This window comes from Paenibacillus sedimenti (genome assembly GCF_014534655.1).
Taxonomy (GTDB): domain Bacteria; phylum Bacillota; class Bacilli; order Paenibacillales; family NBRC-103111; genus Paenibacillus_E; species Paenibacillus_E sedimenti.
This window is the reverse complement of the sequence record NZ_JACVVD010000001.1, coordinates 630205-643859: the sequence shown is the minus strand read 5'-3', so window position 1 is coordinate 643859 and position 13655 is coordinate 630205. Positions and strand designations below refer to the sequence as shown.

Sequence of the window (13655 nt, the reverse complement as noted above, 5' to 3'; positions counted from 1 at the left end):
GTATAAGAAAGGATGGATTCACAATGGATAGATTGGATAGACGTATAGGAAATCGATATGTTTCTAATTCACTGATAACCACTTTACATAATGGAGTTTTACATAACGGCGAAGATTTATATTTAAATCGCAAAATCGTCATTTATTCCACCGAGCTAGAAGAAGGTCAGTCAGCTGATACGTACCTGCATAAATTTAAACGTACCTCTTCTTTTAATCATGACGGCTTCCTACACATACTCGATACCTCATTCAAAGATCGTACCTTACTCATCATCCTTCAGCAGAAGCCCGGACATCTACTCGCTGAACAATTGAGAAGCCGACTCTGGACTTTCGATCAAATCATCAGCTTAGTTACCGATCTCGGCGTATCCATGCTGGATTCTATGGAGGAGCAGGTCACCGGCTTTTCTGTGAGCTTAGAAAACTTATGGTATGGCGAGAACGGACGAATCTCCGTCATTAATTATTGGGATGAAGGAGCCCCGCAGACACAAGGGGTAAGAGGACTTTGCGGTTTGTTGGTCCAGCTTCTTTCCGGAAAGACGGAAATGGTGAATCCCTTTGAAGCCATGCATACCCATTTGGAGCGTATCCAAATCCCATCGGCAACGATGGAGCAAAAAGACGCATTAATCAAGCTGGTTAAACCCGCCAGCCAAGGACAGGCGTCATTATCCACGCTCATATTCGGTTTACGTAAACTACAGTCGATTAGCGTTATCGATGAGGAGCAGCCCCCTCTGCCATCCAGGTCGCCCATCCAAAATGAGCCTGTCCCAAAACTTCGCTTTTATAAAAGAAAAAGCGTGGGCGCCGCTGCTTTCTTTGTTGCGGCCATCTTTGTCATATGGATCTTGTGGCCTTCCTTTTCCAAATCGGACCGTCAAGTATCCGTCACACCAAGCCAGTCCGTTAAACCTGCTGCGGTGATGCCGACACCAAGCCCAAGTCCCGAACAAGCGACGAGCTCGCCCAAAGGCTCGGTAACGGACAAGGAGCAAAACAAAGAGGTTATCATTCCGAATCTCGTAGGAATGGTTCTTGCCGATGCGGAGAAGCAGGCTTTAGCCGACGGTTTGCGTTATAAGTACTTTTTGGAGGCAGGCACTGCGCCTAAGGGGACTGTAACCAAGCAGGACCCGGCGGCCGGAACAAAAGGTATGCAAGGAGACACAGTTACATTTTGGGTGAGTAAAGGAAGCCAGTGAGCTAGGAGCGCAGTATGAAGTGATTTAGGAAGGAAGGATCTCTATGAGTATTCGAAACATAACGAAAGAAATGGCTTGGGAAGTCAGACATAGGGTCATGTGGCCGGACAAGGACATGAATTATGTCAAATTGAAGGACGATGACGAGGGCATTCATTACGGTTTTTTTGCCGGGGAACGTCTGGTATCCGTTATTTCATTGTTTATTAATCGGCATCAAGCACAATTTCGCAAATTCGCAACGCTGGATCAAGAGCAGGGCAAAGGTTACGGCAGCAAACTGCTTCAATACATGATGGATGAGGCGCAAGCCCGGGGTGTGCAGAAGATTTGGTGCAATGCAAGAAGCAATAAAACAGACTTCTACGCGAGATTCGGATTGAAAGAGACTTCCGACATATTCACGAAAGACGGACAAGCTTATGTCATCATGGAAAAAAGCTTTGCAAATGCGATTGATTCGTGATTGACACCTATATAGATACCTGCTATAAATAAACCATACTAATCCTATATGAATTAACAAAAATCGGAGGTGCACTTATCTATGAAATTGCTACACTCTATTAAAACTGTACGCACGGTCGCATTAACCGCAGTTCTATTGTCTACTGTATCTTCATTCGGCTCGTCAGTTTTTGCTGCTGACGCAACGGATTCTGCTGCAGCGTACAAGCAGTTTTTGCAAGACAATTATAGCCTCAGCTTGTCAGGCACCTTGTCCAAAGGCGATTTCGTCCATGCTGTTGACCGCATTTTACATTTGGATGCCAAAGAACAAGAAAACAAGTTTACCGACTTGCAAAAAGATAGCCCCTATTATGAAGCCGCTATGGCTTTGTTCGAAGAAGGGATTCTCACGGAAAGCAAGTTGCAAGGTGAACAACCGCTCACACAGCTTCAGGCCACTTTCATTGCGTTGAAAGCCGCCGGCTTGAAAGAACTCGCTTATACATATCCGCAAGCTAAAATAAAAGCCGCTCTGGCCAAGTTACACATCGATTACGATCAGGAAAACGGGCTCACGCTTCAAGCCTCGCAAGAGCTTGCGGCTGCTGTAGATACCGGCCTCCTCTCCTCCGAACGGTTCGCGACATTCAAGCCGGAGGCAGCAGCGGATGATAGCTTTGCAAGTGAGTTGCTTGGCAAAGTCCTTTCCTTCCAAGGTCTGTATAAAAATTATATCGGAACTACGAATGATGATGATATTTTCCGCAAAGTAAATGAAGCTTGGGGTACTGAAGATTTGATTACGGCAAGCGATTTGCGTGCCGTTTTCGATACTGCTTTGAAACAGAACCTGGTAACGGGCTACAATTTGAAGGATTCGCGCTTTGATGCGCATTTTGATCAGAAGCTCTCCCTCACTTATGGACACTCCGATATTACGCATGCCTTGCAGTTGATCGGTCTGCTGCGTAGCGAAGGCATTGAGGCGAAAGTTCAACTTGAGCCGAAAACGTCCGCTTTCATTTATTTGAAGGAATGGGGCGAACCGACGCAATCCGATGATTACCAAGTCGTGCAAATCGAGAACGGCAACTTCATTGCCTATGCCAAAGAGTACGACATCGAATTTGAATTCGATAACGCTGAGCAGAAAATCAAGTTCCAACAAGTGATTTTCCAATATGCCAAAAAGAACAGCGAAGATCAAAAGGGTCTTATCTACTCCTCCTGGTGGCAGCCGCTTTACTATTCTTTGACCGATATGAAGGACTACAAAGTGATTGCCAATAATAAAATCAGCAAAGGGCACTATTACGCGCAGTCCTTCTCTCTGAGTGAAAAAGCTGCCGATGTCGTAGCCGGCATCAATAAAATTAACCCTGGCTTTAAAGTGGATTCCTACGAATTCTGGGTTGACGAACCTTTCTATAATTACTTAATGGGTGACTTTAAATAAGCACGTGAAAAAAGCAGCTGTGTGGAATTCCCACTCAACTGCTTTTCTTTTTCGCGTATAATCAATCGTTAATGCTCATAACGGCAGTCGGTCGTATAGGCATACTGACCAATCGATTCATTCGTTTCGTCTTATTTACTGCTTTCCACTAATTGTTTGTACGCATCCAGCTGTTTCTGTATCTCTCCCATCACTTTGTCAAAACCGGCAGCTTTCAATTTGGCGCGGAAATCCTCAACTGCTTTCACAGGGTCGCCAGCTTTGCCAAATATAATGGCTGGCCCCTTTTGACCCACGATCTGCGTAATTGCCGTCAGCTCGTTGCTGACAGGGGCTTTATCAAAGACGAATCTGCCATACGGGTATGGCTTTTTGATTTTGTCGTAGGAAGCATAAATATCTTTTTTCCCGGCATATTCATTCCCATCAGGAATTTCGTTCTTGTCAATACGGCCACCCCAGAAATTACTGTAGAAGTCGTCTCTTTGCACATCATAGCCGTCCGGACGATAACGTTTGCCATCCTTAATGACATATTGGACGCCCTCCAATCCGTAATTCATCAGCTTATACACTTCCGGATCCTGGCGGATCAGTTCGTAGACCATTAAAGCACGCTCAGGATGCTTGCTTTTCGCGCCGATCGAGGTACCGCCATGTGTAATGGACATGGAAACCAGGTTATTGCGAGTAGCTGAAAACGGAAAGAATTGAAGATCCGAACCCGGCTGCAGCTTATCCATTTTGATCCGCTCGCCCAGGAATGTTTGGGTGTGGTGCTGATCCACACTGGACTTGCCCGCTTCAAGCGCTTGACGGTTGTCGCCTTTATAGTTCAAGACATCGTCGCGCCAAAAGCCTTTGTCTCCCCACTCTTTCATCAGCTTGGCATAATTCACGAACGTGTCATCGAAAAACGGGCTGTAAGCCTTATATTTCTCATCATATGATTTTCCATAGACCAGAGGGAACATGCCCGTATTGACCGGCATTTCGATCGCATCGGTGTAGGAATTGATATAGCCGCCGATACTGCCTGTACCCGTACTGTTTACATCCCAAGGAACGACGCCGGGCTTCTTGTCCTTCACGCTCTGGAAGTACTTACCGAGCGTCTCCCAATCCTTGATCGGTTCCGTAATGCCGAACTCTTTGGCCCAGTCGCCACGGTATAGGAATCCGTGATTGACCCATTGCGTGTAATGATCTTCCGGAATGAGCATGATCTGATTTTTGTACTTCGTTTCAGCCCAGTTTTCCGGCGGAACTTCTTTCCATGTTTGCGGCGCATAAGTCGGCAGCAGTTTGTCGAGCGGCATGAACGCTCCTTTTTGCGCATTTTGCCATGTATCCAGCCAATCCGTTGCAACGGTAATCAAATCCACGGGCTCGCCTGAAGCTAACAGCAGGTTGTATTTCGTTTGCCAATCGGCCCACTCCACCCATTTGATCTCCAGCTTCGCATTCACTTTTTGCTTCAGAATGGCATTGATTTTGTCCATTACCTTCTCAAGCTGGCCATTTTTCGGCTTATCCCCCAGCATAACGTAGGAGATCGTCTGGAATTCCGAAGTATCGATTTTGCCCGCATCGGCGGATGTCGTTGCTGCCGGTTTATTCGTCGTTCCACTCCCTTTATCCGGCGCATTCGTAGCTGTATTGTTCGTGCTGCTTGTGCTGCTGCAGGCTGCCAGGCTCAACGCCAGCGTTCCCGCTATCGCGGCATTCCACACTTTTTTTGTTTTCATGACCATTTGTTTTTGCCTCCCTATTGTGTTTAATAATGAAGTTTAAAAAGTCCGCTTTCAGAACCGAGAAGGTTGGACGATACCCGGAGAAGGAGGAACGGAGCGTAGAGGGGTTCTACGTGAGTACCGGACTTCCCGGGTTCGTTCAAGATTCGATGTCGATATAGCTTCCTGAAATACTTCGTTATCAAAGTGGACTTTTTAAACAACCTTTAATTATCTGAAGAGTCTGCGCTATGCGTCAGCCCTTAACAGCACCAACCGTAATGCCCTTGATGAAAAACTTTTGCACCATCGGATAAAAGAGGATGACTGGTCCCGTAGCCACGACCGCCGTCGCCATTTTCATCGATTCGAGCGGCATATCTCTCGGCAATACGTTGGAAGAAACCGATGAGTTTTTGATGAAGTCTGCGCTGGTGACAACGTTGTACAAAAACAGCTGCAGCGGCCGATACTTCATATCCGGCGACAAGAACAGCATGGAATTGTACCACTCGTTCCAATAGCCTAGGGCAATAAACAGGCCGATCGTTGCTAACGCCGGCGTCGTCATCGGCAGAATGAGGCGTACGAAGATCATAAAGTCGCCCGCTCCATCCATTTTGGCGGATTCGGTAATCGCATGCGGGATCGACCTGACGAAGCTTTTCATCATAATGATCAGAAAAGGGCTCATCAGTCCCGGCAGCAAAACGGCGAGATAGTTATCTTTTAAGTGCATCCACTGCGTCATGATCAAGTAAAACGGTACGACTCCGCCTTGAAAAAGTGTGGTGAAGTAAATGAAAAACGAAATCCGGTTCCGATACGGGAAGTCAGGTCGCTGCAAGGAGTAGCCGGTCATGGCTACAATGAACAACCCGACAGCCGTGCCGACAATCGTAATGCCCATGGTGACGACGTAAGAACCGACGATGAGCTGAGGATTCTCGAAAACAATCTTGTAAGCGAACGTACTGAATTCCCGGGGCCACAGATTATAGCCATGAATCGTAATGGATTTCTCAGACGTTAACGAAGTCCCGAGCACCAGCAGAAAAGGCGCTACACAACACAGAGCGAATAAACTGATAAACAGATAGCCGAACACCCGGATGCTGACCGAAGATATATCGGATCCGCGTTGACGTGCGATGACTTGCTCCATCGAAGGGCCCTCCTCTTAAAATAGTGTGTTTTCGGGCGATACTTTTTTGACCAGCCAGTTGGCGGTGATCACGATGAAAAACCCGAAGATGGACTGGTACAGACTGACGGCGCTTCCCAACGAAAAGTTGAAATTGTTCATCAAAGAGCGGAACACGAACGTCTCGATAATGTCCGTCGCATCGAAAAGCGCGGTGTTGTTCGCTCCGACCAGGTTGTAGAACAATCCGAAATTCCCTCTCAGAATGCCGCCTAAAGAGAAGAGGAGCAAAATAATAAAGGTAGGCTTCAGCCAAGGAAGGACAATATACCGGATACGCTGAAAAGCATTGGCTCCATCAATTTCTGAGGCTTCTACAATCTCTGAATCCAAGCCCATGATAGCAGCGAAATATACTATCGAGCCGTACCCTGTCGAATGCCAAAGAAACGTAAGCACGATGATGGCCGGCCAAATGCTCGGATTCGAATATGTTTTCACCGGTTCCATGTCCATTGATTTCAGAACACCGTTTAACAGACCGAAATCGTAGCTAAGTATGTTATAGGCAATCAGTCCGACAAGGACGAAGGAGATAAAATAGGGTAAAAACATGAGCGACTGCGACAGTTTCTTAAACCACTTTTTACGCAGCTCATTGAGCAAAATGGCGATAGCGATCTGTAAGGTATTCCCAATTAAAATAAACGCCAAGTTATAAGCAATTGTATTAAAGGTTAGCTTCCAAAGCGCACCAGAGCTGATTAGAAACTTAAAATTATCGAACCCGACGAACGGACTTTTGAAAATGCCTTCCGAGTAGTTGTAGTTGATAAATGCAAGGTATAATCCCGGCATTGGCAGATACGACATGATTAAGAAAAATAAAATCGCTGGCACGCACATCAGAATGAGCGTCCGGTAAGTCCAAAACTTTCTTAGGGGTGCGTTCCGCCTGCCGACAAGCAAATTTGAGTCTACAACGCTTGATTGCACGGCCGTTTTCATACATATCCCCCCTCGGCACCTGCTACGGGAACAAAGCTTAACGACTCTATATGAGCATCCTCGTTTAACGCGACTGCTTCCAGCAGAATTATCATTTCATTCCCGGATGGTCTAAACCAAGGTCCCGGCAAATAAAAGGATTCATCGTTCCCTCCGCGGAACACAGGTCTACTTGTGCCGCCTTTCGTCCAGAGCCGTCCGACCAGATGGCCGTTAAAAAACACGGTAAGCTTCATATTGGCGCCAGCAATGTACACGCGCCATCCACGCCCTTCGTTGTCATCGCACAGTTCGCCATACAGCCAGGACATTTGTCCAGGCTTCAGCTCAACAGACCCATCGACAGCAAATGCTGCGTCCTTCGCCGCCTCGGCATGCTTCAGCAGTTCTGTCTCTTTGGCGGAAGACAGTCTCCAAGCTTTAGCCGAATTCCCTTCGTAGATGAGGATCCTTCCGCTAGGAGATTCGTACGTTTTTTCAGAAAACAAAGCAATGAAAAGCGTCTCGCCCGCGCTGGCGAAAGGCGTCAGATCCGCATACGGCTGCAGAGGCGTCAATTTTCCGACCGGCTGACCATTCACATAAACATGAGCATGCGAGAATTTGCCATTAAGATGCAATACCCATGAATCAGCATCCTTAGAAGTTACAACCTCCTTGCGGTAGCATTCATACGAAGGTAGGTCGGTGTTCAGCCACCCCCCGCAGCTCGCAATCGGCCATGAGCGGTCGGCGTACGAAGGGTCGGCATAAGGAGCGAAGGGTTCGCCAACTCGCAACGCCTTGACTCTCCAATTTTGACTGATATCAATAATATTCGTTACCGCTGTTATGCTTGTAAGTCCTTTTAACGCTGTCAGTTCCAGACTAGGCAATCGTATGTCATGAAAATTGGAATGACCCCATATTTCGGTGCGGGCGGTAAGTTTCGGCTCCATGCTCAAGCCTGTAGGAACAGGAATGAATTGACTCCCTCCTGCAGGCGTCATCGTACCAATGTAGGTGTCATCTGCATACAGGGAGACCACGTCACTTGCTCGTTCAAGCAACAAGCCCTTGTAGCACTTATCACTCGGAATCGTGACCCTAGACTCATACCAAGCATAGCCTCGATAAACGCCGTGCTTCTCCAAATTATCTGCACGATCGCCAAGGTGTATGGACTCATTCGTGAGAGCGACGATTGGATTGATCAAGCTCTGCGCCCACCGGGCAGTCACATCTTGACTAACTGAAGGCTCTGCCGCCATTCTGCCAAAATGGAAATTGCCCGCTTCATCGATTCTTTCCAGCGAAAGCGCCTTCGAACGGCTCAAGCCAACCAACTCCAGCAGTACGCTGTTTGACAGACGAATGAGAATATTGGCATCCTTTCCTTCAGGGCTATAGGATACGGTTAGTTGATCAGTCGATTCATGAATCGTCATATTGCCGGATACAATTTCAATTTCTTCACTAAACTTTAGACTGATCTCGCTCTCATGCTCTGCATGCAAGACAACAACGGTTCGATCTGATAAATGTTTCACAATGCTTATCTCCGCAGTTGCATACAATACCATTCCATCCTCGATTCCCCACGTTTGCAAGGGCACATTCAGAGGCAATATCGGGCAGCGGTTTGGTTTAGAGGCTAGCTTTGTATAACGAGGAAAGCTGGTATCCGCGTTCTGAAGGAAGACTTCATCATCCTGTTCGGTTACGTTGCACAAGAAAATCAATTGACCGCCCTGTTTCAAAGTTAATCTGTAATGGGAATGTTCAGACGAGTCGGGTATCGATTCTGCTAACGAACTTCCATAGGCTTGAATGACGTTGCTTAACAATCTTCCCTCATAGGCTTCCTCACGAATATGTCCTTCAGGTGTGATCATCCCATGGAAATCATAGTCCGATGTGAGGAATGATAACGGATTCCCCCAGTTGTTCGTCGCATTCGTGAAACCGAAGTTCGTACCGGAAGCTTGCAAATAAGGGCCGAGGAGCTTGACTCCGCAGGATAACAACCGGCGAAGAAGGAAATGGGAGCGATTCGTTTCTGTAACAAGCAATGGCAGTCCCCGCTCGTGCAGCTCATCTCGATAAATCAGTACTTTTTCCTCAAAAGAGGGGTCTTGATCGTTCGGATAGAAATTGCAGGTCGGAATGACACCCTCCGCGAATCCCGAAGCTGCCTCCAGACCGCCTTGTCCGGCACAAGCGATTAACGGGACCGTAACGCCATGCTGCAATGCCATGTCACGCAAAGCGGAAATGTAACCCTTGGGGTCATTGCAAGGGTAAAAATCAAGCTCGTTTTCCAGCTGAACGGCAATGATCGATCCCTGCTGATCGATGCTATTTTCCCTTAGAATCAGCAGGATTTGGTCGTACCACCGGGACACATGCTGCAAAAAGTGCGGATCGTTATCCCTGATGCGCAGATTATCCTTAACGAACAGATAAGCGGGCAAAGCGCCTCCATCCCATTCAGAGCAAATATAAGGACCGGGTCTGGCTATGACCCAGAGCCCCGCCTCCGCAGCATCGCGAAGGAATTGCTCCGCATCCTTTTCCCCGGTGAAGTCCCATACGCCTTCCTCCATTTCGTGGAAATTCCAAGGGAAATATACATCGATGCAGTTATATCCGAAAGCTTTTAGTTGGCAAAGCCGTTCCTTCCATAAAGCTCTGGGGATTCGAAAATAAAACAGAGACGCACAGAGCAGTAATTCTGACTTCCCGTTAATTCGAAAAGCGTCCGGCGATAATTGAACAGCGGCTTCGCTATTTTGCAATTTCAAAGTTTTAAACCTCCCCTGCTGGACCGTTTTGTCTTTATGAAACCCATTTCATTTTCAAGTGAAACCTTCTTGCCTCTTTAAACCAATTATAGAACCGATTTAAAGCGCTTACATTGGAATAAACTTCAAGTTATATAACAAAACTACGAAGCTTTTTGCATAGGCAAATAATAACAGCCCCGAATTTTATCCTAATTCGAGACCGTTATCATTCAATTTATCTATGATTTGTTATAAAAAACACGGAAGTTTCGTATGAATAAGACAGCCTACCGAAGCAAGCTGCCTTTAACCAAATATGAGAGGCTGCGTATGCTCTGCATCTAATTTCCGGTCTGGCTGCTGAGCTTGGCTTCAAACTCGTTTAGAAAGATGGAAGGCGCTCCCAATGGATTGTGGAAATCGAATTCGGAAGACTGGACAAATTTACCGACGCCTTTTATACGTAGCAGCATAGGCATAGGATCGTGCCCCTCTGGCATCCATCTAGCAGTTAACTTGTACCGGCCGAGCGGTATTTTCTCCACTCCGTGACCGCCTGTTGAGAGTACTTCCGCACGTTTCGTTATCGTTTGGCCGGCGCTGCCATCAAGTAACGGTCCGACAGGCGTGAGTGTAACTTCCAGGTCGCTCATTTGGAATTCTGGCAAACTATCGTCAAACGACCAAAAATCAGGATTGATTTCAATGTGCCCTACGATATTCTTCAAGGTAAAATTCCGAAAAGCCCCTGTACTACCGGCGAATGGCTGATCGACGTCAGACCTTAAAAAGAATTTGAGCTCCTTGCCGTTATACTCACGGGTGAAACTCGTAGACATATTCCAGGTTGTGGCAAAGTGAGCCAATTCAATCCGATAGTATCCATTCTCATCAGTGACCCCTCCTATGTTGCTGTCATAAAGCAATTGGTTATCCGCATATACCGTAACTCCTGGTATTGGATTCCCCTGCGCGTTACGTACGTAGCCTTTCACGACGTACGGCTCAATTTCTCCAGCCGATGGCAGAGGTGTCGGTTCCGGGCTTGGTGCTGTTCCGGTGTTGGTGCCGGAGCCGGAGCCGGCGTCGGTTCCGTACCCGTGCCAGGGGCAGCGTCCTCGATCTTAATCGTCCAAACATTGCCGCTACTGGAGAAAGCAACATGGTTGCCGCTGCTCTCCGACACGAAGCGCAAAGGCACCATCGTGTGACCGTCAATGATCTGAGCAGGTACGTCCAGGGCAACAGCTTTACAGTTTACGATCCCATTCGTACTATTGATCGTCAATTCAATGGAGAGGCCGTTCTTTGTTCCGATTGCCTTCCGAACAGATCCCTCTTCCACCCATTTCACTGTAAAACCTAGAGTTTCAAAAAGTTTGCGGAACGGGACAAGCGTGCGACCGTCTTTCACCGTCAAAATGAAGTTCTGCCCCTTTGAAAAACACAAGGATCGCAATATCTTTCGATCCGTCCGCAGGAACAGGGACGGAGCTGGAACAGGACTCGGCGTTGGTACTGGCGCAGGAACAGGAGCAGGCGTCCCCTCCGAAATCATCGGATTCTTGTACTTAATCGGCTGGGATTTGATCGAACCCTCCGGCGTCTCAATTTCCAGCACATAATACTGCGTTTCCTTGATCGTGCCGTTGTCGCTGGCGTACAAGTCGAACGTAAGCTGCCCTTCATATAAGTTGAACGGATGTCAACCGATTCAACATCAAATGGAAATACAATTGGAAAGAAATGTTACACGATCGCCGATAATCGGATTTTCGATCGTTTGGCTTTTTCGATGAGGTGTCATAAGTCCGTTCCCCCTTCAATCGCTAAGCTCGCGTTGCGGTTGAAGGTGCTGAAGCCTCATTCGGCCGTACCCGCTCAAGCTTTCCGTAAATAAACCGCCGCCAAACCCATTCCATCGGTCCGAGAGGAAACCGGTTCAACCACCATTGGCTAATCCCAATTTCGGCAGCGATCACGAGCAGGCAATACCCGGCAACCTCAATAAAATCCAGTTTGGCATAGAAGCCAAGTCCTTCAAAAACCGCTATCGACAGTACCGACTGAAGAATATAATTAGTCAAACTCATGCGTCCCACGGACTTCAGCGGTTGAAGGAGCTTCTTGCCGAACGGCTTCTGAAAAAGCAGCACCAAAAGCGAGATGTACAGAAAACTGAGGAATATGCCGCAGCCATAAATAAGAAATTGACCGAGCCGCGCTTGATAGGCTCCTAATTCGAAGTATCCCAGCCGGGTGCACGCAAATAAAATAATCACAAGAAGGCTGACCATACCGCTAATGTTTCTGATACTTCGAAATAAACGCGCATATTTCCCGATATTCTCGAAAGCACCGATTCTGCCGAAAAAAATCCAAGCAGCATCATGGCGAACATGCTGGGATAGCCGATCTGTTCCGCCTTCAAATTTGGGAGTACCTCATATTCAAGATGGAAGGCCAGCCACTCGCCATAATTGCCTTGCTGGTAGGCTGCAATTGCAGCGGCGGCGGTATCTTCCGCAATCTTATAATTCGTGATGCTCCCGGAGTTCAAAGCCTCCTCCGGTTGGAGGAAGGCAAGCGAAAACATGGCGAGGAAGATGACAAGAATTGAAATGGCCCAGATGAATACGGTCTTGTCTCTACGGCGGTAAAACAACATCAATAAACAGCCGATTAAAGCATAGTTGTGCAGAACGTCGCCATTGTAAAAAAACACCATATGCACAATGCCCAGAAGGAACAGAACAAGCATCCGGCGAGAGAAAAGCCTGTACACCCACTCCCCCTTTTGCTCGGAACGGCGCATCAACAGGAAGAAGCCCAATCCGAACAAGAAAGATAGAATCGGATAAAACTTCCCTGCAAAAAACATATCGATCTCGAGCCTTACCCCTTGATTGACAGCTGACTCCTCCGGCAACACGCCGCCACGCTGGAAAAAGAGATCAGGAGTACTCATGTTGCAAGCATTCCTTCCTTTCACATAAACTCGGCGCCATTACTGCAACTATAATGAATTTCTTTCCAATAAGGTATCACCCATAGGGATAAACCGATATATACTTAGGGATAATCCGATATATGCTTAAGGTGGTTTACAAGCGATTCTGAGTCAGGGATGAAGATGAATGATCGGTTGAGTTCTTCCTAAATACTTTCCCTCAAATCGGATGCCGGTTGAAGAAACGAGAGAGAAAAAAGACCTAAAATGCTTAAGAGGTAGTACCGATGGGGCACTCACTCTTCATGCATTTTAGGTCTTGCCTGCAAACCAGAAACAATCCCAACTTATTTGATTTTAATGGAGGTTCACATGTCAATCATTACTTTTTCAATATACCCAAATATTCTATCCAAGGCCCAACGTCTGCCCTGTATCTCCCGGCCATTACCCGTAAGATTTGAGCAATGTGCGCTAAATCATGAACAACCCAGGTAGAAAGTAATTCTCTTAACTTCACTACACCTAATCTAGGGTGTATACCCGTCAATTCAAGATTCAACTCAGTTTCAATATGAATCTTAAGTTTGGTTAGATTTTGTGTTCTAAGCGTTTTAAATTTAAGCAATTTTTGTTCAATCGTTGAACTTTCATTTAAATGAGAATAGCGATCAAATGAGGGAAATGGTTTACTTTCACCTTCCTGAAGAATAAATTCTAACCTCGGTATCCAATTATCGTCCTCTAACTCAATGAGGTGGTCAATTACTTCAGTGGCATTCCAGGTTCCTTCGCCTTCATTGCAATGGAACCATCTATCAGATATACCAGATAAAAAAAACTCCAAAGCTTGTGGTGTACGTTCCAGAATCTCAATTGCTTCTTTCATATTAAAATTCATATAATCTACTCCTTTCTTTCTATGATTAATCCCG

General features: G+C 46.8%; 12 protein-coding genes. 3 read left to right on the top strand and 9 right to left on the bottom strand.

Going from position 1 to position 13655, the window contains the following annotated elements; genetic code table 11:
* Nucleotides 1-23 precede the first annotated feature (23 nt).
* The 3 genes from ICC18_RS02250 to ICC18_RS02240 all read left to right on the top strand — a co-directional run bounded on the left by ICC18_RS02250 (nucleotide 24) and on the right by ICC18_RS02240 (nucleotide 3120).
* Entirely contained in the window at nucleotides 24-1214 is a 1191-nt protein-coding gene (locus tag ICC18_RS02250; protein WP_188172744.1) for a PASTA domain-containing protein, read from the top strand.
* Nucleotides 1215-1257: 43 nt separating this feature from the next.
* The gene (locus tag ICC18_RS02245) at nucleotides 1258-1680 is read left to right on the top strand and encodes a GNAT family N-acetyltransferase (protein ID WP_188172743.1); all 423 of its coding nucleotides are present in this window, start codon (nucleotides 1258-1260) and stop codon (nucleotides 1678-1680) included.
* Nucleotides 1681-1761: 81 nt separating this feature from the next.
* On the top strand, nucleotides 1762-3120 hold the full coding sequence (locus ICC18_RS02240) for a hypothetical protein (RefSeq protein ID WP_188172742.1): 1359 nt from the start codon (nucleotides 1762-1764) through the stop codon (nucleotides 3118-3120).
* 131 nt (nucleotides 3121-3251) lie between these two features.
* Here the strand turns inward: ICC18_RS02240 and ICC18_RS02235 are convergent, their stop codons facing one another.
* From ICC18_RS02235 to ICC18_RS02195, 9 genes are all read right to left on the bottom strand, one after another.
* Nucleotides 3252-4874 carry a DUF3502 domain-containing protein gene (locus tag ICC18_RS02235; protein WP_312029468.1) on the bottom strand — a complete coding sequence of 541 codons (1623 nt, stop codon included), beginning with the start codon at nucleotides 4872-4874 and terminating at the stop codon, nucleotides 3252-3254.
* 235 nt (nucleotides 4875-5109) lie between these two features.
* Nucleotides 5110-6018 carry a carbohydrate ABC transporter permease gene (locus ICC18_RS02230; protein ID WP_188172741.1) on the bottom strand — a complete coding sequence of 303 codons (909 nt, stop codon included), beginning with the start codon at nucleotides 6016-6018 and terminating at the stop codon, nucleotides 5110-5112.
* Nucleotides 6019-6033: 15 nt separating this feature from the next.
* Complete coding sequence (locus ICC18_RS02225) at nucleotides 6034-6903, bottom strand: ABC transporter permease (protein WP_223192317.1); 870 nt, start codon at nucleotides 6901-6903, stop codon at nucleotides 6034-6036.
* A gap of 98 nt (nucleotides 6904-7001) precedes the next feature.
* Nucleotides 7002-9788 carry a beta-galactosidase gene (locus ICC18_RS02220; RefSeq protein WP_188172739.1) on the bottom strand — a complete coding sequence of 929 codons (2787 nt, stop codon included), beginning with the start codon at nucleotides 9786-9788 and terminating at the stop codon, nucleotides 7002-7004.
* Nucleotides 9789-10111: 323 nt separating this feature from the next.
* A complete protein-coding gene (locus ICC18_RS02215) occupies nucleotides 10112-10765 on the bottom strand; it encodes a carboxypeptidase-like regulatory domain-containing protein (protein ID WP_188172738.1) in 654 nt (217 codons plus the stop codon).
* Nucleotides 10762-11436, bottom strand: a complete 675-nt coding sequence (locus ICC18_RS02210; protein ID WP_188172737.1) for a copper amine oxidase N-terminal domain-containing protein — start codon at nucleotides 11434-11436, stop codon at nucleotides 10762-10764. Before ICC18_RS02210 ends, ICC18_RS02215 begins: the two co-directional genes overlap by 4 nt.
* 163 nt (nucleotides 11437-11599) lie before the next feature.
* Nucleotides 11600-12085 carry a DUF418 domain-containing protein gene (locus ICC18_RS02205; RefSeq protein WP_312029481.1) on the bottom strand — a complete coding sequence of 162 codons (486 nt, stop codon included), beginning with the start codon at nucleotides 12083-12085 and terminating at the stop codon, nucleotides 11600-11602.
* Complete coding sequence (locus ICC18_RS02200) at nucleotides 12049-12738, bottom strand: DUF418 domain-containing protein (RefSeq protein ID WP_188172736.1); 690 nt, start codon at nucleotides 12736-12738, stop codon at nucleotides 12049-12051. The genes ICC18_RS02205 and ICC18_RS02200 overlap by 37 nt, the downstream gene beginning before the upstream one ends.
* A 364-nt stretch (nucleotides 12739-13102) precedes the next feature.
* Nucleotides 13103-13621, bottom strand: a complete 519-nt coding sequence (locus tag ICC18_RS02195; RefSeq protein WP_188172735.1) for a DinB family protein — start codon at nucleotides 13619-13621, stop codon at nucleotides 13103-13105.
* Between the last annotated feature and the right edge of the window lie 34 nt (nucleotides 13622-13655).

Coding starts and splice junctions, on each gene's coding strand:
- ICC18_RS02225 (WP_223192317.1), bottom strand. CDS start 6,903: ATGTGCGTGCCAGCGATTTTATTTTTCTTAATCATGTCGTATCTGCCA.
- ICC18_RS02235 (WP_312029468.1), bottom strand. CDS start 4,874: ATGGTCATGAAAACAAAAAAAGTGTGGAATGCCGCGATAGCGGGAACG.
- ICC18_RS02230 (WP_188172741.1), bottom strand. CDS start 6,018: ATGGAGCAAGTCATCGCACGTCAACGCGGATCCGATATATCTTCGGTC.
- ICC18_RS02245 (WP_188172743.1), top strand. CDS start 1,258: ATGAGTATTCGAAACATAACGAAAGAAATGGCTTGGGAAGTCAGACAT.
- ICC18_RS02250 (WP_188172744.1), top strand. CDS start 24: ATGGATAGATTGGATAGACGTATAGGAAATCGATATGTTTCTAATTCA.
- ICC18_RS02200 (WP_188172736.1), bottom strand. CDS start 12,738: ATGAGTACTCCTGATCTCTTTTTCCAGCGTGGCGGCGTGTTGCCGGAG.
- ICC18_RS02195 (WP_188172735.1), bottom strand. CDS start 13,621: ATGAATTTTAATATGAAAGAAGCAATTGAGATTCTGGAACGTACACCA.
- ICC18_RS02240 (WP_188172742.1), top strand. CDS start 1,762: ATGAAATTGCTACACTCTATTAAAACTGTACGCACGGTCGCATTAACC.